At 52.2% G+C, this 20,138-nt stretch carries 16 protein-coding genes; 9 read left to right on the forward strand and 7 right to left on the reverse strand.

Going from position 1 to position 20,138, the window contains the following annotated elements; all coding sequences use genetic code 11:
• The first annotated feature begins 13 nt into the window (after positions 1-13).
• Together ruvX and ybeY are read left to right on the forward strand one after the other, a co-directional pair.
• Complete coding sequence (gene ruvX, locus NEV57_RS15365; RefSeq protein WP_257659236.1) at positions 14-433, forward strand: Holliday junction resolvase RuvX; 420 nt, start codon at positions 14-16, stop codon at positions 431-433.
• 37 nt (positions 434-470) lie between these two features.
• The gene (gene ybeY / locus NEV57_RS15370; RefSeq protein ID WP_257659267.1) at positions 471-896 is read left to right on the forward strand and encodes an rRNA maturation RNase YbeY; all 426 of its coding nucleotides are present in this window, start codon (positions 471-473) and stop codon (positions 894-896) included.
• A gap of 45 nt (positions 897-941) precedes the next feature.
• Here the strand turns inward: ybeY and NEV57_RS15375 are convergent, their stop codons facing one another.
• Complete coding sequence (locus NEV57_RS15375) at positions 942-1,361, reverse strand: nucleoside-diphosphate kinase (RefSeq protein WP_257659268.1); 420 nt, start codon at positions 1,359-1,361, stop codon at positions 942-944.
• A 111-nt stretch (positions 1,362-1,472) separates the two neighbouring features.
• Between NEV57_RS15375 and NEV57_RS15380 the strand changes: the two genes are divergently transcribed.
• The 7 genes from NEV57_RS15380 (at position 1,473) to NEV57_RS15410 (ending at position 9,805) form a co-directional block, all read left to right on the forward strand.
• Positions 1,473-2,996, forward strand: a complete 1,524-nt coding sequence (locus NEV57_RS15380; RefSeq protein ID WP_257659237.1) for a TPM domain-containing protein — start codon at positions 1,473-1,475, stop codon at positions 2,994-2,996.
• Between the two features lie 140 nt (positions 2,997-3,136).
• Positions 3,137-4,282, forward strand: coding sequence for a serine hydrolase domain-containing protein (locus tag NEV57_RS15385; protein WP_257659238.1), 1,146 nt, complete (start codon positions 3,137-3,139; stop codon positions 4,280-4,282).
• 27 nt (positions 4,283-4,309) lie between these two features.
• Positions 4,310-5,158 (forward strand): 4-hydroxy-3-methylbut-2-enyl diphosphate reductase, encoded by an 849-nt coding sequence (locus NEV57_RS15390; protein ID WP_257659239.1) that lies wholly within the window; start codon positions 4,310-4,312, stop codon positions 5,156-5,158.
• Positions 5,159-5,247: 89 nt separating this feature from the next.
• Positions 5,248-6,306, forward strand: a complete 1,059-nt coding sequence (gene hemH / locus NEV57_RS15395; RefSeq protein WP_257659240.1) for a ferrochelatase — start codon at positions 5,248-5,250, stop codon at positions 6,304-6,306.
• 7 nt (positions 6,307-6,313) lie between these two features.
• Positions 6,314-7,606, forward strand: a complete 1,293-nt coding sequence (locus tag NEV57_RS15400; protein ID WP_257659241.1) for a metallophosphoesterase — start codon at positions 6,314-6,316, stop codon at positions 7,604-7,606.
• Between the two features lie 106 nt (positions 7,607-7,712).
• Entirely contained in the window at positions 7,713-8,498 is a 786-nt protein-coding gene (locus NEV57_RS15405) for a carboxylesterase family protein (protein WP_257659242.1), read from the forward strand.
• Positions 8,499-8,569: 71 nt separating this feature from the next.
• Positions 8,570-9,805, forward strand: a complete 1,236-nt coding sequence (locus NEV57_RS15410) for an ABC transporter permease (protein ID WP_257659243.1) — start codon at positions 8,570-8,572, stop codon at positions 9,803-9,805.
• Positions 9,806-9,869: 64 nt separating this feature from the next.
• Here the strand turns inward: NEV57_RS15410 and NEV57_RS15415 are convergent, their stop codons facing one another.
• From NEV57_RS15415 to NEV57_RS15440, 6 genes are all read right to left on the reverse strand, one after another.
• Positions 9,870-12,044: a pyrroloquinoline quinone-dependent dehydrogenase gene (locus NEV57_RS15415; protein WP_257659244.1), complete on the reverse strand. Its 2,175-nt coding sequence runs from the start codon at positions 12,042-12,044 to the stop codon at positions 9,870-9,872.
• 46 nt (positions 12,045-12,090) lie between these two features.
• Entirely contained in the window at positions 12,091-13,023 is a 933-nt protein-coding gene (locus tag NEV57_RS15420) for a DUF4380 domain-containing protein (protein ID WP_257659245.1), read from the reverse strand.
• 6 nt (positions 13,024-13,029) lie between these two features.
• Positions 13,030-14,601, reverse strand: coding sequence for a RagB/SusD family nutrient uptake outer membrane protein (locus NEV57_RS15425; protein ID WP_257659246.1), 1,572 nt, complete (start codon positions 14,599-14,601; stop codon positions 13,030-13,032).
• A gap of 29 nt (positions 14,602-14,630) precedes the next feature.
• Entirely contained in the window at positions 14,631-17,996 is a 3,366-nt protein-coding gene (locus NEV57_RS15430; RefSeq protein WP_257659247.1) for a TonB-dependent receptor, read from the reverse strand.
• Between the two features lie 185 nt (positions 17,997-18,181).
• Positions 18,182-19,387, reverse strand: a complete 1,206-nt coding sequence (locus NEV57_RS15435) for a FecR family protein (RefSeq protein WP_257659248.1) — start codon at positions 19,385-19,387, stop codon at positions 18,182-18,184.
• 67 nt (positions 19,388-19,454) lie between these two features.
• Positions 19,455-20,075 carry an RNA polymerase sigma factor gene (locus NEV57_RS15440; protein ID WP_257659249.1) on the reverse strand — a complete coding sequence of 207 codons (621 nt, stop codon included), beginning with the start codon at positions 20,073-20,075 and terminating at the stop codon, positions 19,455-19,457.
• Positions 20,076-20,138: the final 63 nt, after the last annotated feature.

Here is a 20,138-nt window from a genome sequence, read left to right on the forward strand (position 1 = left end):
CTTTGCGGGTACGATGCGTATTCTCGCTTTTGACTACGGAACCAAGCGGGTCGGCTTGGCGGTGACCGACCCGTTACAGCTTATTGCAACGGCGCTGGACACGGTGCATGCCAAGGACGTGTTGGATTATGTGAAAGCCTACCTCGCCCGTGAGGAGGTAAGTACTTTCGTGGTGGGCGAACCCCGCCGGCTCGATGGTACCGAGTCGGAATCGGCCCAGCATGTACGGGGTTTTATCCGGTCGTTGCAGCGTACTTTTCCTGCTATTCCCGTGGAAACCGTCGATGAACGGTTTACGTCCAAGATGGCCTCAACCAGCATCGCGCAAAGCGGCATCGCGAAGAAAAAGCGGCAGGACAAATCTCTTATTGATCGCGTATCTGCCGTACTGATCCTGCAATCGTATCTTGAGCGGCGCGATTTTCAGGGATAAACTTCCTACCTTTGGCGCTGTCATCATATCACTGAACATGGGGAAGGTCCATTTTTTTACGGAAGATACGGCGTATCGCCTACATCAGAAAATTGCGGTACGCCAATGGATCCAGGCAGCTATCCGCGAAGAAGGGTATAAGCCCGGTGAAATCAGCATCATCCTATGCAGCGACACACAGTTGCTGGATATTAACAAACAGTATCTCCAGCACGATACGTATACAGATATCGTCACGTTCGACAACAGTGAGCAGGCTGAAATAATCGCCGGTGATATTTTTATCAGTATAGACCGGGTGCGTGAAAATGCAGCCGCCTTCGGGGTTACTGAAAAAGATGAACTGCACCGCGTGATGATCCACGGTATTTTACACCTCTGCGGTTACGGCGATAAGGGAAAGCAGGAAAAAACCCGGATGACGGAAAAAGAAGACTTTTATCTGGCCCGGAGGGGTTTCTAAGTAATTGAAACCTAACAGGCAACCGCCTGTTAGGCTTACACATTTTTAAAACCGTTCGAACTGCGAAAAGAAGAAGTTACCTTCAATTTCCGCATTCTCATCGGAGTCAGAGCCATGGATGGCATTGGCTTCAATGGAGTTCGCATATTTGTTGCGGATTGTGCCGGCGGCCGCTTTTGCGGGATCTGTCGCACCAATCAGCGTACGGAACGCTTCCACCGCGTTCTCTTTTTCAAGAATAGCGGCCACAATGGGGCCAGAAGTCATAAAATTCACCAGGTCGCCATAAAACGGGCGTTCGGCGTGTACCGCATAAAATGCACCGGCTGTTTCTTCAGAAAGGCGGATGTATTTCATCGCCACGATTTTGAACCCCCCCGCAATGATGTCATTTAAAATTGCACCCACATGGCCGTTGTTTACGGCATCGGGCTTAATCATGGTGAAAGTTTTATTTGTTGTTATCATTTAAAAAATTTTGCGCAAAAATAGCCAAAGTTAAGTAGTTGTGCAAACGGCAAATATGTCCTCTACAGTACGTTCGTCGTCAAGAATGATTTCTATATTTGGAAATCAATGAACAATATTCCGTATCGATACCAACGGGGCATTCGACTGCTGATCTGTTTTTTGCTGTCTTTTACCGCCGGACAAGCGGCTGCCCAATACCAGGTTGCGACCATTCCTTCGCCGAAGGAACAGGGGCAGGCGTATTACGTGAGTAACCCTTCCGGTATCCTTAGTCCGCTTACCGTGGATTCACTGAACCGGCTGGCGCGTATGGTGGATGCAGCTGCATCGGCCGAACTGGCCGTGGTGGTTGTGGATGACTTTGTGGGTGAGGATGACTTCCGGTTTGCGCTGGACCTCTTCAATACATGGGGCATCGGTAAGGCACCGGCGAATAACGGGCTGCTACTGTTCGTTTCTACAGACAAACGGGCTTATCGGTTTATTACAGGTTATGGCATGGAAGCCGTATTGCCGGACGCATTGCTGAAGCGTATTGGTGAAACACGGATGGTGCCGTTATTCCGCGAAGGCGATTATGACGGTGGCGTGCTTGCGGCAATGGATGCCGTAAAAACCGTTGTACTTAACCCCGATGCCGCGGATGACCTTCAGCGGCGCCTGTTGCATGAAAGCTCGTTTTTCTATAGGAACCAGGCGGCGTTCCTCTCCTTTGTGATTGCTTTCGTGCTCTATTACCTGCTGTGGAAGGTGGCTTCCCGTGCCTATAACCGCATTCCGACACGCAGTGGACGGAAGCCAGTGAAGACATCAACGGGTATATACCTGGTCTTTGGCGGTGTCGGACTCCTGCTTTTCGGGTTTTTTTCCATATTTTTTATTGCATTCTTCGAAATACCCGTTTCATGGCTGTACCGATGGTCTTACCTCCCGCTATATGCGACTGTCTTTTTTGGGCTGGGTATCACGATGCTGTATTTCAAGGGATTGTCGCAAATCCGGAAAACGTTTGCAAATGCGGCCAACCGGCTTAGCGTAACCGCCGATTTCAATAAACGGATGGCATTGCCCATACTTGCCATGCCGCTTACCTGGATGCTTGGCTACGGCGTGTTCCGGCGGCGGCAGGCCGACAAACTGCGGCTTGTCGCGCCACCTGGGGATGGTTGGCAGCGGATAGACCGTGATAAACAAAAAGACGTGTCGCGCTACCTCGACAGGGGCCAGCGTAAAGAGGAAAGTGTGGGTGCCCTCACGTATGAAATATGGGTGCGTGACGGCCCGGAAGGCATTCGTCCCGTCTCTTTTCCGGGCGAAAACTACGCCACATACGGGCCATGTCCATCGTGTGGTTACCGCACATTTTCCCATACGTTTCTGAAAGTGCTGAAACGGCCTACGGTAATCAATAAGGGGGAAGGCGAACGCATACAGGAATGCAGTAACTGTAAACACACCGTCTCGCATGGCAAGGTGGTACTCAACCGGACGAAGCCAGTCAGTTCTTCATCCGGCAGCAGCCGATCGGGTTCCAGTAGTAGCTCGGGTAGCGGTAGTTCCAGCAGCTCGAGTAGCGGCAGCTGGGGTGGTGGCAGCAGCGGGGGCGGGGGCGCTGGGGGGCGATGGTAAACCAGCGGTGCCGACGGCTGCCGGCGAACAACACCTGCCTGATTTGCCAATGCCGGGTCGATTACCTAATTTTGGAATACTTTAGTAACATCACGGGATTCACGTTAAGCCTATGCAATTCCGGTAGCACATAACAACATATGATTAGCATTAAATCACTTCACTTATTACCCGCAGTTTTTATCCTATGGGCTACGGTCTCCCGCGCCCAGTCGGCAGCAGAAACAGAAATCAACGCCATCATGGCCAAATATCAGGCCGTGGGTACATCCGTTGCCGTCGTTAAAGGCGACGCGGTTATTTACAATAAATCGTTTGGCCTGAAAAACACGGAAACCGGAGAGCCGCTTGAAAATGACGGCATATTCCGTATCGCTTCCATCTCCAAGTCATTTGTGACCACCGGTATCATGCAGCTGGTCGAAGCCGGGAAGTTGTCGCTGGACGATGATGTGAGTGACCTGATTGGTTTCCGTGTGCGTAACCCGGCTTATCCGGATTCGGTAATCACCTTGGGCCTGATCCTGTCCCATCGCTCCAGTATCAACGATAAGAATGGCTATTTTACATTGGATGCGCTCAATCCGGATAAAAACCCCGAATGGGCCAACGCATACAATGCTTATGCGCCAAATGACGGTTATCAATATTGCAACCTGAACTTTAACCTCGCAGGGGCGATCCTTGAAAAGTATTCGGGCGAACGTTTTGACCGGTACATTCACCGGCATATCCTGGAACCGCTGGGTATATATGGCGGCTATAACGTGGACGAACTGGATAGCGGCCGCTTTGTCACCCTGTATGCCTATGACGGCGAAACGAAAGACTTCACGGCATCCCCGGAAGCGTACCGGTCGCGCGCCGATGCCTTGAAGACGTATGTAATGGGTTACAGCACCCCGGTCTTTTCGCCAACAGGAGGCATGAAAATGACCGTAGCGGATCTTGCAAAGGTCATGACCATGCACATGCACCACGGCATCGTGGATGGGACACGCATTATTTCAGCAGCGAGCAGCCGTGCAATGCAGGTGGTACGGACAGCGGAATCAGGTTATGGGATGTCCCTGCGGACCATCGGAAACCTCATTCCCGGAAAGCTGATGACGGGTCACGAAGGGATCGCTTACGGTTTGTATAGTGCAATGTACTTTCAGCCCGAGGAACAATTCGGCATTGTGGTGATTACAAATGGCTGCAACACCGGCTTTTCGCATGGCGATGTCATCAATGATTTTTTACTGGAGGTTTACGGCAGCTTGTATAGAAACTTCTTGCAATAGTGATTTATTGTATACCTTTGTAGTAGGATGGCCTATCAGTTACAGGTAACGATTGACAAAGATTCAGGGTTCTGCTTCGGGGTGGTTTATGCCATTGACATGGCGGAGGAAATTCTCGAAACGGACGGCTATTTGTATTGCCTGGGGGATATCGTCCATAATGATGAAGAGGTTGCCCGGCTCAAGGCCAAAGGGCTTCGCATCATTGACCACAGTAAGCTGCCTGAGCTTAAAAATGAGAAGGTATTGATCCGTGCACACGGTGAAGCCCCCGAGACCTACCGCATCGCACTCGAAAACCAGATCACCCTCATCGATGCTTCCTGTCCGGTCGTGCTCAAATTGCAGAACCGGGTAAAAACGTCTTTTGACCAGGCCGAAAAAATCCTGATTTATGGCAAACACGGCCATGCGGAAGTCATTGGACTACAGGGGCAAACCAATGGCGAGGCACTGGTATTTCAGGACCTTGCCGAGCTGGAGGGGATAGACCTCCCCGACCGGTTTACGCTGTATAGCCAAACGACCAAAAGCACGGATAAGTTTTACGAAATCAAAGCCGAGTTGCAACATAGGGGATATGATGTAAAGGCCAATGATACCATCTGCCGGCAGGTATCCAACCGGTACGATGAACTGGGTAATTTTGCCAGTCAGTATGATAAGGTGATTTTTGTGTCCGGGAAAAAATCATCCAACGGCCGCGTGCTTTTCGAAGTGTGCCTCAAACGCAATCCGAACACCTATTTTATTTCCGATCCTGCAGAACTGGAACCGGCATTGTTCCAACCCGGCGACCGTGTTGGCATATGCGGCGCAACATCTACCCCCATGTGGTTGATGGAGCAGGTTAAAACCGTACTGGAGGGGTATTAACCGGAACCCTGCACAGGCGCATCGTCATCTAATTTTCAAATTATCATCGCTTTTTCCGCTACCTTTAACAAATCCGTACCTTTGTATGGATGAATAAGCCCAAAAAAGGCATCTTGCTGGTTAATCTTGGTACGCCGGATAGCCCTTCCGTGCCGGATGTAAAACGATACCTCAACGAGTTTTTAATGGATGGCCGTGTAATTGATATTCCGGCATGGCGACGTACTTTATTGATCAAGGGGATTATTGTACCGTTCCGGGCACCTAATTCAGCCAAATTATACAAGGCAGTCTGGGATGAAAAGACCGGATCTCCGTTACTACACTACAGCCTGATGCAACAGCAGTTGCTGCAGGAGCAGCTTGGTGATGAATATCACGTCGAGTTGGCCATGCGCTATCAAAACCCTTCCATTGAGTCGGCCCTGGCTAATCTTCAGCGCCTGCGAGTGGATCGGATATGTGTGATCCCATTGTTCCCGCAGTATGCATCGGCATCCACAGGATCGGTTATCGAAAAAGTAATGCAGCTTATGCGTAAGTGGCATACCTTTCCTGAGGTATCTTTCGTGAACCAGTTTTACGACAATTCCCTGATGATCGATGTATTTGAGGAGAATGCTCGTAAGCATGATATCCGTGCGTTTGATCACGTGCTGTTCAGTTATCACGGATTGCCCGTGAGGCAATTGCGTGCGGTGGGGCAAACGGGTATGCACGACTGTGACCAGGCACATTGCCGCGATCGGATTACAGCTGAAAATAAATGGTGCTACCTCGCACAGTGTTACGCCACTACGCGTCTGCTGGCCGAGCGCCTGGAATTAAAACAGGAAGATTATACGGTATGTTTTCAATCCCGACTGGGGAAAACGCCATGGATACAACCATATACTACTGATGTGCTCAAACACGTAGCACAGCTGGGCAAAAAGAAATTACTCATGTTTTCTCCTGCCTTTGTGGCCGATTGCTTGGAAACCATCTACGAGGTTGGCACAGAGTATGCGGAAGAATTCAAGGCCCTGGGCGGTGAAAAAGTGCAATTGGTAGAAAGTCTCAACGACCATCCCAAATGGATAACCGCGTTACGACAGCTGGCAACTGCCGGCGAAGCGTTGGACGGGCAGGAACATAGAAAGCGGTAACAAGCTCATGGCTATTTTCACTACAATTGTTTTACTGATACTGGATTTTTATATTTATAAAGCCCTGCGGGCTACGTCCATCAAATGGGCTGCTACCAAGGCATTTCCCCGAATCTGGTGGGGGTACAGCGTATTGATCACCATGGGGGTTTTTGTGAGCATTTATGTGAATATCCCATTAATGCTGCGGTCCATTATCCTGGTTGCCTTTTTCATTACCTTCTGCACGAAGTCCATTTTCATGGTCGTACTACTGCTGGATGATATCCGGCGGGGAGGGATCTGGATTAAGCGGCTTGTTTTACCGGTGAAGAAAATGCCGGGACCCGGACAGCAACCGCTGGAATCCGGTGCCGTATCGGAAGCCCCGCTTCCGGAGCAGCCGGTAAAGGGGATCAAGCGCTCGGAGTTTCTGACCAAGGCGGGAATACTCATCGCCTCGGCCCCCCTGGTACCCATGGCCTGGGGTGTCATATCCGGTGCTTATGATTATCGCATCCGCCGGCAGAAACTGTATCTGCCTAACCTGCCGAAGGCTTTTCACGGAATGAAAATCGGGCAATTATCGGATATTCATTCCGGTAGTTTCTACAACAAACGCGCTGTGCTGGGTGGTGTGGAGCTGTTGTTGGCCGAGCGGCCGGACGTGATTTTCTTCACGGGCGACCTGGTGAACCACCTAGCCAATGAAATGCGCGATTATCAGGATATTTTTGCTAAGGTGCAGGCACCGCTGGGCGTTTATTCCACGCTCGGCAATCACGACTACGGTGATTATCATTTCGGTCCGGAACCCTCTGCTGCCAAGGATAGAAACCTGCTGGACCTGAAAGAGACACACGCGGTGATGGGATGGGACCTGCTGCTTAATGAAAACCGGAAACTCCGGGTGGATCAGGAAGAAATCAGCATCGTCGGTGTAGAAAACTGGGGCACGGGGCGCTTCCCCAAATACGGCCGCCTGACGGAGGCCCTGAAGGGCACCGATGACGTGCCGGTAAAACTGCTGCTATCGCACGACCCCTCGCACTGGCGTGCGGAAGTGCTGGCACACCCCGATGTCGACGCCATGTTCAGCGGGCATACCCATGGCATGCAGTTCGGCGTACGTACGCGGCACCTGCAGTGGAGCCCTGCCCAGTACATTTATAAGGAATGGGCCGGACTTTACCGGGAAGGCCACCAGCAGCTGTATGTAAATACCGGATTCGGTTTCCTGGGCTATCCGGGACGCGTAGGTATTTTACCCGAGATCACCGTATTCGAATTGATCCGTGGGGAAGCCCCTGCACGAACGTAATCCTCCTTTTTCCACGCTTGTTTTTCAGCAGTAAAGTAGCTACTTTTACCGGCCGCACCGGTGGATAGGCGACCCATGCGGAATCGGACTACCAAATCAGACTACCATGAAATACACATTACTGGCTACCCTTACCTATCTAAGTATGATCACGGCCGTTTCGGCGCAGGATCTTTCGATGTATGAAGCGAACACGCTGATTCACCGGGGCGATACGCTCCCTTACCGGATACTTTTCCCCGAAAATTACGATCCCAATGGAAGCTATCCGATACTCTTTTTCCTCCATGGAGCCGGAGAACGCGGAAATGATAATGAAAAGCAGCTCACCCATGGGGGCAAGATCTTTCTGAATGATACCATACGGCGGGATTTTCCCGCTATTGTTGTTTTTCCGCAGTGCCCCGCAGATTCTTACTGGAGTAATGTCGACACACGGGAGCAACCCAACGGCGGACGCGAGTTCTATTTCAGCACGGGAGGTAAACCAAGCACAGGTATGCGCCTGTTTTTGCGGCTGGCGCGCCAGCTGCTCAGGGACGAGGCGGTGGATCCGCAGCGTGTTTATATCGGCGGCCTGTCGATGGGTGGAATGGGCACCTACGAAGCGTTGCGGCGTAAACCCAAATGGTTCGCCGCTGCATTTGCCATCTGTGGGGGCGATAATACGGCCAATGTTGCCCGGTATGCCCATGTGCCGCTGTGGATCTTCCACGGCGAGCGCGACGACGTCGTGCCACCGATGCATTCGAGGGTGATTATCCAGGAACTTCAGCGGGAAGGGGCAAACCCCAAATATACGTTCTATCCCGAAGCAGGGCACAATAGCTGGGATGCTGCGTTTGCCGAGCCCGAACTGTTTCCCTGGCTCTTCAGCCATAGCAAGAAATAGGGCGCCGGCTGTAACAACAACAGCAAACTGTTGTCTAACCGTTATCAATTTTTTTGGGTATGTCGGTAAAAATGTCGAATCGTGAAAATGTAAAGCTGTCGCTTCAATCGATCAACAGCAACAAACTGCGTACATTCCTTACGGCCCTGATCATCGCCATCGGCATAACAGCACTGGTCGGCATCCTGACCTCCATCGACGCCATCAAAAATTCACTGACCGATTCGTTTTCGGCCATGGGTTCCAATGCGTTTAATATCCGGAACCGCGGACTGAATGTCCAGATCGGGGGGAGCGGCACGCGGCCAAAGACTTTTCCGCCCATCACTTATTACGAAGCAAAGGCCTTTAAAGACCGGTTCGATTACCCGGCGGTGGTTTCCCTGAATACGTACGCCTCGTTTGGCGCTACGGCAACCTTCCGGAGTGAACAGACAAACCCCAATATCAATGTGCTGGGTGCCGATGAGCATTACCTTGAGACGGCCGGCTATAAACTGTCCGCTGGGCGCAACTTTTCTCCCCGTGAAATTGAATTTGGCAATAACGTCGTTATCGTGGGATCAGAGATCGTTGAGCGGCTCTTTAAGAACAACGAAGAACCCCTCAACCAGCACATCAGCATCGGGAATAACCGTTATACCATTATCGGCGTGCTGGAAGACAAAGGGTCGAGTGCGGGCTTTGGCGGCGATAAAACCTGTATTATCCCGTTGATTAAAGCACGGGCGGTCATGGCCATCGGACATCCTTCCTATACCATTACCGTGATGGCCACCAACCCGCAATATATGGATGCGGCGATTGGTGAAGCCACGGCACTCTTCCGCAATATCCGCGGAGCCCGGGTAGGACAGGAAACCAATTTTGAGATTACCAAGAGTGATGCGGTGGCCCAGATATTGATTGAGAGCCTGACGTATGTGACCATCGGTGCGATAGTGATCGCATTGATTACCCTGATGGGCGCATCCATCGGCTTAATGAATATCATGCTGGTTTCCGTCACGGAACGTACCCGTGAAATCGGAATCCGCAAGGCGATTGGCGCTACGCCAACCGTGATTCGCCGACAGTTCCTCACGGAGGCGGTGGTTATCTGCCTCATGGGCGGCTTCGCAGGTATTTTCCTGGGAATACTGATCGGCAATATCCTGGCCGTGGTGATGGGAGCCAGCTTTATCGTTCCCTGGAACTGGATCATCCTGGGTGTCTGCGTCTGCGTGGGCGTGGGTATGGTATCCGGATATTACCCGGCCTCCAAAGCGTCCCGGCTCGATCCGGTGGAAGCGCTCCGGTATGAATAAAAAAACCGTCACGGAATATCCCATGACGGTTTGGCTACCGGATCCTCCGGTATATCAACTAAATTTAATCCGGTAAAGCAAACGCCATAACCGATCCTGCAGGATTTTTCTCGTCTCCTCCCACAGAAATAGCAATGTATTGTTTGCCGTTAACCTGATAGGTACTTGCATTGGCGTTGGCAACGCCCGGCAGATCAAATTCCCACAGTTTTTCTCCTGTAGCTTTGTCAAAAGCCCTGAATTTCCGGTCCATCGTACTGCCGATAAATACCAGCCCCCCTGCGGTGACGGTCGGGCCGGCTGAGCCTGCCTCTCCGGTTTCTTCCGGACCGGTCTGCAACTCGGGGTTATTTCCGATGGGCACGCTCCAGGCATATTCTCCCGTGTGCAGGTTAATCGCGTGCAACATACCCCACGGCGGTTTAATACCCGGGCGACCTTTATGATCACGGAAATGGCCGTATGCCGTCAGGTTCAGGTACCGGTCAAACGTGTCAAGCACTACGGTGTCGCTTACTGCCTGCTGATTGCTCGTAATTTCCTCCATCATCCGTGACTCCCGGCTCGGCCGCTCGCTGTTTTCCTTCTCGAAAAGGTAAGCCAGTATGGCCTGCTCTTTCGCCCGGTCATTGACGACGCTGGCGAAACCAGGCATCTTACCGCCGCCGTGTTTAATGCGGTTCAGTACGTCTGTCTCACTCATCCGGCTCTTCAGTCCCACTAACGAGGGATTACCCAATTCATCTCCGTTACGGTCGCGGCCGTGGCAGCTTACGCAATAGGTGTTGTACAACGTTTCTCCCTGACGGTATACCGACTGGTTGGATACAGCACTTTCACGTTCCACCAGTTTCATCCGCATCAGTTCAGGCGAGTCGTTTGACTTCACGTAAAATAAACCGGATGTGGCATCGTAAGCACCGCCTCCCCAGCTTGAACCGCCGCGTGATCCCGGAAACTGCATTGTACCCTGTACAGAGGGCGGCGTAAACAGCCCTTCGTACCGCAGTGAGCGGAATACCTGGAGCAGAGAATCGTGTGATTCAGGGGAATAATTTGCCAGATCATCTTCGGTAAGCAAGTGACGGGCATAGGGCGCCGGTTTCAATGGGAACGGCTGTGTGGGCCATGATTCTTCCCCTGGGATATCGGACTGGGGTACGGGCCGTTCTTCGACAGGGAAAAGCGGTTCGCCGGTTTCCCGGTCAAGCACGTACAGAAAACCTACTTTGGTGGTCTGCGCCACGGCATCTATTTTTTTGCCGTCGTGCTCCACCGTCACCAGGTTGGGGGGAGCCGGAAGGTCATAATCCCAAAGGTCGTGGTGCACGGTCTGGAAATGCCAGATGTACTCTCCGGTCCGGGCGTTCACTGCTACTACGGAATTGCCGAACAGGTTTTCCCCTTTACGGTCGGCGCCGTAGTAATCGTAGGTGGGCGAGCCGGTTGCAAAAAAGACCATGCCCCGGTTTTTGTCAAGGCTCAGGCCGCCCCAGTTGTTCGCACCGCCCACATATTTCCAGGCGTTTGCCGGCCAGGTTTCATAACCCACTTCGCCGGGTTGCGGTACCGTATGGAATGTCCATGCCAGTTCGCCGGTGCGCACGTTATAAGCGCGGACGTGGCCCGGCTCGGCGCCGTATAACTCCGACACCTCGGTGCCGAGGATCAGCAGATCTTCGAACACAATGCCGGGCGAGGTAGGAATAACGGAAATTTTATCCGGATCGCCACGCATGCCGATGTTCAGGTTTACCCTGCCGTTTTCCCCAAATGTCGAAACCGGCTCGCCGGTTAGCGCGTCGAGGGCAAATAAGCCATCGCCGCCGGTAAATAATATCCGTTTATCGGCACCGTCTTCCCAATACGTTACCCCGCGTTTTACCCCGCCGCCGCGCTCTCCGTTAAACGGGTCGAAGCTCCAGCGCTGCTCGCCTGTTGCGGCGTCCACGGCATAGAGCCGTCCCCGCGCCGACGTGGTATACATGATGTTGTTGATGACGATCGGGTTGCTTTCGCTGTTGGCTCCCCGGCTCCCCTCGGGTGCATCATCGGGGTTAAATGTCCAGGCCACCTGCAGCTGGGAAACGTTCCCCGTGTTTACCTGGTCGAGCGGCGAGTAGGCGCTGCTTTCAGCGTCTCCCTTATACACTCCCCAGTTGCGGTATACCTCCGAGCTGTTGTTGCAGCCGGCAAAAAGCAGCATCAATGACGCTGCCATCGGTAGTTTTAGCTTCATCTTCACAAATAGATCTAATTTATCGATAATAAGTCGTCAATATTAATTATTTAATTACACTTCTTACATAATCAACGAGCAAATTGTTACCTGAAGTTACGTCCAGGCTGTCCGGCAATTCCCGGAGATACCAGGTGACTTCCCATGACAACGTATCCCCCGATGAAAGTGGGGTATAGTTTCCCTGATGCTCAATTTCCACGTAACTTTTTCCCGGCTTTACATCACTGGCAAATAGCTCGATCTCCCCCTCCTTGGGCGCATTTTTCTCCAGGGGAACGTCGGGGAATTTTTTGATCAGGATCGTCCGGCCGTTGATGTGCGCCATCCAGCCTTCCGAACCATCGGTATACAGCTGCCTGTCGCCTTTCAGGGGCAAACCCGCTGCATCATAGGTAAACCAGGCAATGCCGTCGGTTACGGTGGTCAGCGGCAGCAGACCTCCCCGCATGTCGCCTTCCCCCCTGGGGAAAAAGGTGATGCCCTCCGTGTGTACACGTGTGACCTCCCACGGGGCAGCATACTGCGGTATGGGTGCCTGGTTGGTGAGCGTATAGCGCAGGATATAACGCGCAGGGTTTTCGGCGGCCGAAAATTCCTTGGTCACCACCAACCCGGTTTGCGGATCCTGCTGGCTCACCATTTTCAGCGTGTTGTCTGCGGTAATCACCTCATACGGTTTATTGTCCAGCTCGGCCGAAGGCGGCCAATGCCAGACACTTTGCGGACTCGGCCAGAATGTGGATCCCCAGTTGAAGTCATTGACCTCCGGACCGGTCAGGAAATCTTCACCGTCCAACGTCAGCGAGGTGATCCTGCCACCAATGGCAGGATCAACCGCTAACTGTTGATTTTCGAGCTGGAAAAGGTAACGTCCATCTTGCTCCTTAATCGGCACCAACGCATGGTCTGTCGATGCCCGGTCATGGCAACCCCATCCTAAACAGGGAAGCAGAAAAATCAACCGAATGAATTTCATGACCCGCTAGTTCCAGTCGTTGGCTACATCGGCAGCCAGTTCCGCATTCGAATTCCGCTCATCGATAGGAATCGGGAACAGGTAATGCTTGTCCAGGAACGGTTGCTGGCCCGGTCCGGCGGGATGCTCTGCATTCAGCACTTCTTTGGCAATGCCCCAGCGGACGAGGTCGAACCACCGCGATTGCTCACCGGCGAACTCGATCTGCCGCTCCCGCCGTAATGCCGTGCGTGCGGCATCCTGGCCAAGTCCCAACGGGTAATTCTCGGCCATGACGCTGGCCCGGTTCCGTACATCATTGATGTAACCGATACCGGTAGCCACATCCGGGCTGTTTTTCTCAATATAACACTCAGCCAGCATGAGCAGTACGTCTGCATAGCGGACTACGTGCGTGTTGATGCCGCTCATCGGCGCTTCGGTATATTGCTGGAATTCATAAGGCTGGTACTTGCGGTAACTGTTGCCGAAGAATCCGTAATCGTAATCAATCGGCCCGCCTGAACAGGCATCGCAATATTTCGTGTCACCTCCATTCTGCGCAGTGCCGTAATACGTAAGCTTAGCACGCGGGTCGATATAAGGTGCACCTGACTGCGGATTCGCATAGGTATGGGCCTCCACCAATGCATCGGATGCGACCACGTTCTGCCAGTCATTAAAGCCATATTCCTGGGCCCTTCCGGTATGGAACGTTTTACCATTCGTGCCTTCCTGGCCGCCGAACATGTAATACTGTGTATTTGATGTAGTATAGGTATGGTTTACATCAAATACGGTTTCCGGGCTGTTGATGTTATCTTCACTGAAAAGATGGTCATAGCTGGGGTCAAGCGAGTACGTGAACGGTGCGGCGGTAAGCTGTGCCAATTGCGCAATTGCCTCATCGTACTTCTTTTGAAACAGGTATGTACGGCCCAGGAATGCGATCGCAGCGCCTTTCGTGGCCCGGCCTTTTTGCTCAGGGGCATGGGCAACCGGAAGATCGGGGATAGCGGCAGTAAATTCGCTTTCTACCACTTGCCAGACGTCGGCTACCGATGACCTCGGAAACGAGTTTGACTGCGAATCCTCAAATGTCATCCGCAGTGGCACCCGCCCCCAGTTGGTGACCAGGTTAAAATACGCAAAACCCCGCAGCCAATGTGCCTCGGCTATGTATTGCCGCTTTGCGGCGGCCTCGGCTTCCGTGGCGGTTTCCCATCCCTCGATTACTTTCAGTGCCAGGTTAGCCCTGAAAACCATGCGGTATAATGACGACCATAACCCCACAATATCCTCATTGTTGTTGTTGAAACTGTAATCTGCCAACTGCAGTTCCGTACCAACCAGCGGTGAGGCACGTTCCGCATCATTGGCCAGCAGATCAAAAACAAAATACCACTCCCGTGCCATCATCCCCGTATGACTGAAAACAGCATACGTGGCCAACACAGCTTCGTTAAACTGGGTCTGTGTTTTGAAATACGACACGTCGGTATAATTATTCTCATTTTTTACGTCCAGCAAATCTTCATTACATCCGCTGGCAATCAACATACCTGCTGTGGCTAATAAAATTCCTATTTTCTTTTTCATGTTACTTCTGATTAAGATGATACCCTGACTTAAAACCCTAGCTGTACACCGAACATAAAGGTCCGCGGCTGCGGTATCTGGCCGGTGTCAATGCCTCTGCCGAAAATGAAGTCGCCGCTTCCGGTAACTTCCGGGTCATAACCTGAATAGTTGGTGAAGGTGAACAGGTTCTGCGCAGTTGCGTATATCCGCAGGCTGGAAACCACGTTACCCGTCCAGTACTTCATCCCGTCGGAAGAAAAAGTATAGCCGAGGGTAACGTTGCGGATCCGGGCAAACCCGGCATTTTCAACAAACCAGGATGACGGGCGCAGGTTCGCGGAAGTGCCCGGATTCTGGCCGATACGCGCAATATCCGTGATGTCACCATTCTGCTTCCAGCTGCTTAACACGTCCGTTTTGGCATTAAACGGAAGCGCTACCCCTTCCAGGTAATACTTGGTGCCATTGATCAGCTGCACATCAGCAACGCCCTGTAATGACGCCATAAAGTCAAACTGTTTGTAAGACAGGTTGATGTTTAACCCGTAATTCCACTTCGGAATCGGGCTGCCAAGGTAGGTTTTGTCTACTTCGGTCACTACACCGTCGCCGTTTATGTCTTTGAATATGCGGTCGCCCGGCAGCAATCCCGACTGGTACTCCGCATTGGGATCGCCGGTAACCTGTTGTGCCAATGCATTGTATTGGTCAACATCATTGCCGTCTATGGCAACGTGATCATAGATAAAGCCATAGTAGGAACCGATGGCGTAACCCACGTCAGTACGCGTCATTGCCGGTACAGAGTAGAAAGAGCCGTCCATAATGGGAACCGCACCCTGTGTGCCCAGCGAGGTTACTTGGTTTTTGTTGTACGACCCGTTGACGTTAATGGCGTACTTCCAGTTGGTTGTATTTCCCTGATAGCCCAGTGACACCTCAAAGCCGCGGTTATAGGCAGATGCGGCGTTGATCAGCTGACTGCTGCTGGCGCCTGAAACACCACCATAACCTGTCGACAATGCCAAAGGCACTTCAACCAGCAGGTCTTTATTGTTACGGTCATAATAACCAAGGCTTACCGATACGCTATTGTTAAATAAGCTCGCGTCGATGCCTGCGTCAATGGTGGTTGTTTCCTCCCATTTTAACGAAGGCGTTGCCGGTATGGCAATGGTTGCTCCATTTTGCAGGGTTTCATTGGGCCCTAACGGATATACTACACTGTTTGCCCGGCCGGTCCATACGTTAGACTGGAACGAGAATCCCGGGATATTGGAGTTACCCGTTTTTCCCCAGCTTCCACGCAGTTTCAGGTCGGAGATCCATTCGATATCCTGCATAAATGCCTCGTCGGATAGCCGCCATCCCAGTCCGACAGAAGGGAAATAACCTACCCGGTTTGCCTTGCTGAATAATGAGGTGGCATCCCGGCGACCGGTCAACGTGATAATGTAACGGTCTTTAAAGGCGTAGTTTACCCGGCCGAAGTATGAAATAAACCGGGCACCGGAGTTGGCGGATCCCGAACCGAAAGAGACGGTCTTTGCCGCCCCGATCTGATGGATCTCATCATTCGGGAAATTGCTTCCCACCAGGTTTACCGACCGGGAGACGCCGCCGTCACGGTATGAATTTCCCGCCGTTACGGTTAAACTGTGATCTTTGAAGCGTTTATCATAGGTAAAGTAGTTTTCCCAGATGTAGCTCAGGTCGTAGCCGTAGTTTTCAGAAATCTGGTTTTGGGTCACCAGCTGGTTCGCTGCATATGTGGGGTTGTAGTTGTAATATTGGCTGAAGTTGTAGACACCGCCGATTTGCGACCGGAATTTCAGGCCGTCAATGATATCGATTTCGCCGAATAATTGCAGGTAGTTGTTCAATCCGCGGTCCTTGACGTCGCGCAGGTAAGGCTGTATCAGCGGGTTCTGGCTGTCGTTGCCGTCCAGTAAGCTGGTGGCAATCCCGAATCCGCCCAGCTCATTGCTGGGATCATATACCGGAATATACGGGGGCATCCGCAGGCCGTTTACCACATTGGCGCTGACGCCGTTAATGGTTTGATGGCGGATACTCAGCGATTGGCCCAGCCGGATCCGCTGTCCTACGTGTTCCTGTAGGTTGATACGGATGTTGGCCCGTTGGAAATTGCGGTCCACAATCTGGCCGTCCTGCTTGGTATAACCTGCCGAAACATTATAGGTAATCCGCTCCGTTCCACCGCCTACATTCAGGTAATGTTCATGGATGGTGCCTGTTTTGAACATTTCATCCTGCCAGTCCGTCCGGGTAATCAGCGCATCGTCAGAGCCCACACGGGATGGAAGTACCTGTCCCTGATTAGCATACCATTCTTTGACAATGCCGGTATAGTCGGCGGCGTTCAGCATATCGAACTGTTTCCAGGGATTTGATATACCAACATATCCGTTATAGGATATTTGCGGGGCGCCGGTTTTTGGCCGGCGGGTTGTAACGATGACAACCCCGTTTGCACCCTGCGCACCATAGATGGCCACGGACGATGCATCTTTCAGCACGGTAATGTCCTGTATATCGTAAGGGCTTAACGAATTGAAGGTCCCCTGGTCACTTTGGATCCCATCGATTACGTAAAGAGGCGCCGCGTTGGTAAACGATCCGGTACCGCGGACGACGATCTGCGTACCCGATCCCGGGGCTCCGCTGTTGTTGATTACCTGTACGCCGGCAATCTTGCCCTGGATGAGCTGCGAGGTGTTGCTCACGGCCACATCGCCGAAATCTTCGGATGAGGCGACACCCACGGCGCCGATAACATCGCGCCGGCTTTGTACACCATAGCCCACTACCACGACTTCATCCAGGTCGCTTACCTGCGCCCGCATGGTGACGTTGACTGGTCCCGCACCTGATATCGCTACTTCCTGCCGTGCGTAGCCTACAATGGTAAATACGAGTGTCTGTGCATTTTCACCCAAGCTAAGCTCGTAATTCCCCTGGTTATTGGTTACGGTTCCTCCGGTCGTTTCCTTGACCGATACCGTGACACCCTGTAGCGGCTCACCCTGTTCGTTGGTCACCGTCCCGCGGATTTCCCGCTGAAGACGGACGGCAGTGGCCGTACTTCGTTCCGCCCGTGATTTCCGGTGCAGCAGCACGGTATTGTCCACAATCTGGTAGGTTAACGGCTGATTGGAAAAACAGGCATCCAGCACCCGTGCCAGCGGCGCGTTGCTGAATTGAAGGTCCACAGGTCTCGTGCCCGACAAATGGGACGAATTATAGAGGAAGTCATACCCTGTCTGTTCCCTGATTTCGTTCAGGACATCCGAAATGGAAGCCTTTTTGACATTGATTGTCACGCTCTGCGCATAGCCTATTGCACTCGCGTGCAGGAATGAAGCAGTAATCAACACGATGACAAGTTTCATGGCTAATAGTAGTCTGAATAATTGCCGCTTATAGCAGCAAAATACAATAGAAGTTTTATACATTTGACTAAATGTTTGGTTAGTAAATCGGTTTTCTGCTCAGGAAATGGATATTACAGGCCAGCCATTGCTGCCGGAAGCGCCGCGAACGCTTCTGGCTTTTTTGTGGCCAAAGCATGGTATTACTATTTCATGATGACCACCTCCTTTCCTTCTATTCTGAATTGTATGGGTGCAATCCGTTCCAGGTGATCAAAGAGCTGGGCGATGCTTTTGGACCGTTGGAACGTGCCGGTAAACCGGTCGTTGAACTGTCCTTCATACGCTACTCGCTCGATATCATACCACCTTGATACTTTGTTGATAATGCTCTCAATGCGCTCGTCATTAAATCGGAAATAACCGTTTTTCCAGGCCATGGCCGACTGGATATCTGCCTTGGACTGCCAGATACGTCCTGTCGCGCCGTCGGAAACAGCCTGTTCGCCGGGTTTCAATGCGACACGGCTGCCATCCATGGAAACATCCACTGCACCTTCCAGCAGGGTGGTTACCACCTGCGGGTCATCGGCATAGGCCGACACGTTGAAGTGGGTGCCCAGCACCGCGATGGTACTTCCGTTCGCCTCAACCTTAAAGGGTTTGGCCGCGTTGTGCGCGACTTCAAAATACGCTTCTCCGGTAAGGATTACCCGTCGTTCATCTCCGGTGAATGCCACGGGGAAACGGATGGCCGATGAAGTGTTTAGCCAAACGCGCGTCCCGTCGGGCAGAACCAGCTGGTGGGAATGCCCCTTGGGCGTACTGAATGTGTTAAACGGTACCTGCGCGTTGGTTGCCTGCATCGACCGCGTATCGTACCAGACACTGCCGTCGGCCGTTATGCGGATCGCAATTCCCACCTGGCTGGCCAGCATGCCGACCATGCTGTCGTGCAGAACCAGTGTTTCCCCATCTGCAAGCGTAAGCATGGCCTGCGTGCCATCGGGTAACAGGATGTCGTCGGATGCTGCTGCTGTGGCCGGATGTTTCGACGGGTATGCGGTGGATCTGTAGGTATAATACAACAAAAGCGCAGCGGAAATAGCAACCGTCCAGAGCGCCGCTATGCGGATCCACTGCCGGTAGGCCGGTCTTCGGGGCAGGGTAGGGGGCATCACCGCTGCTGCGCTGTGTTGCTGGATATGGGCAGCCAGCTTGTCATAAATGCGTTCCTGCCGGTCGGATCCAAACAGCGCCGTCGACTGTTCCGTTTTCAGCAGTTCGTCAACGAGTGCAGATACCTGTTCAGGATCGCTGTCTTCCAGCTGCTGCAGCAGGACCTCGCAATCGCTTTTATCGATCGTATTATTAAAATAACGGGCCAGTAATTGCCGTAGCTGATTGTTCATGTTGTTGGTTAGTTAAGCGGGTCTTTCCTCCCGCTTACAATAAGAACACCAGGGAGCACCGATAGGACTAGTGCGGCATGAAAAAAAATGAATAAGCCCAGTGCATGAGTTGCTGGCAGCAGAGTAACCCGATGAGGTAAGTATATCCGGACTGGTGCAGGGCACTTTTCAGCGTCTTTAACGCTTGGACCATGTGGTTTTTCACGGTGTTGGGGGAAACACCGAGCTGCTTGGCAATCTCTTTATGCGAAAGCCCCTCCGTGCGGCTTAGGTTGAACACCAGCCGTTGCTGTTGCGGAAGCGTGGCAATGATCTCCTGCGCCTGCCGGTCCATGTCGGCGGCAAAAAACTCTTCTTCGGTCCGGTTATGGGCCTGCTCAAGGTGATGCATCAGTTCGTCAAACAGCAACGTGGATTTCCGGATTTCCCGGATGCGGTTAAGGCACAGCCGCTTGGTAATAACATATAAGTAAAACCAGGTATTGCCAGATTCGTCCAGCCCCTCGCGGTTCAGCCATAACTTTAAAAAGACATCCTGGACGATCTCTTCACTCCACACCGGGCTCTTTAGAAAGCGGAAAGCCAACTGATATACCTGCTCACTATGGACATAATAGATTTTGCGGAAAGCAGCCTCATCGCCTCCGATTAAGTTTCGAATATCCGCTGACGTGATCCGGTGTTGCAATGTTAAGTTTGAAATTGATTAATCAATAACAAACCTAACATAAAAACAAGATAATATAAAAAA

The sequence above is a fragment of the Parapedobacter lycopersici genome (assembly GCF_024643285.1).
Taxonomy (GTDB): domain Bacteria; phylum Bacteroidota; class Bacteroidia; order Sphingobacteriales; family Sphingobacteriaceae; genus Parapedobacter; species Parapedobacter lycopersici.

Bases quoted from the DNA above. Each gene is read 5' to 3' on its own strand.
- ruvX (WP_257659236.1), top strand. From the start codon at position 14: ATGCGTATTCTCGCTTTTGACTACGGAACCAAGCGGGTCGGCTTGGCG.
- ybeY (WP_257659267.1), top strand. From the start codon at position 471: ATGGGGAAGGTCCATTTTTTTACGGAAGATACGGCGTATCGCCTACAT.
- NEV57_RS15380 (WP_257659237.1), top strand. From the start codon at position 1,473: ATGAACAATATTCCGTATCGATACCAACGGGGCATTCGACTGCTGATC.
- NEV57_RS15385 (WP_257659238.1), top strand. From the start codon at position 3,137: ATGATTAGCATTAAATCACTTCACTTATTACCCGCAGTTTTTATCCTA.
- NEV57_RS15390 (WP_257659239.1), top strand. From the start codon at position 4,310: ATGGCCTATCAGTTACAGGTAACGATTGACAAAGATTCAGGGTTCTGC.
- hemH (WP_257659240.1), top strand. From the start codon at position 5,248: ATGAATAAGCCCAAAAAAGGCATCTTGCTGGTTAATCTTGGTACGCCG.
- NEV57_RS15400 (WP_257659241.1), top strand. From the start codon at position 6,314: ATGGCTATTTTCACTACAATTGTTTTACTGATACTGGATTTTTATATT.
- NEV57_RS15405 (WP_257659242.1), top strand. From the start codon at position 7,713: ATGAAATACACATTACTGGCTACCCTTACCTATCTAAGTATGATCACG.
- NEV57_RS15410 (WP_257659243.1), top strand. From the start codon at position 8,570: ATGTCGAATCGTGAAAATGTAAAGCTGTCGCTTCAATCGATCAACAGC.
- NEV57_RS15415 (WP_257659244.1), bottom strand. From the start codon at position 12,044: ATGAAGCTAAAACTACCGATGGCAGCGTCATTGATGCTGCTTTTTGCC.
- NEV57_RS15420 (WP_257659245.1), bottom strand. From the start codon at position 13,023: ATGAAATTCATTCGGTTGATTTTTCTGCTTCCCTGTTTAGGATGGGGT.
- NEV57_RS15425 (WP_257659246.1), bottom strand. From the start codon at position 14,601: ATGAAAAAGAAAATAGGAATTTTATTAGCCACAGCAGGTATGTTGATT.
- NEV57_RS15430 (WP_257659247.1), bottom strand. From the start codon at position 17,996: ATGAAACTTGTCATCGTGTTGATTACTGCTTCATTCCTGCACGCGAGT.
- NEV57_RS15435 (WP_257659248.1), bottom strand. From the start codon at position 19,387: ATGAACAATCAGCTACGGCAATTACTGGCCCGTTATTTTAATAATACG.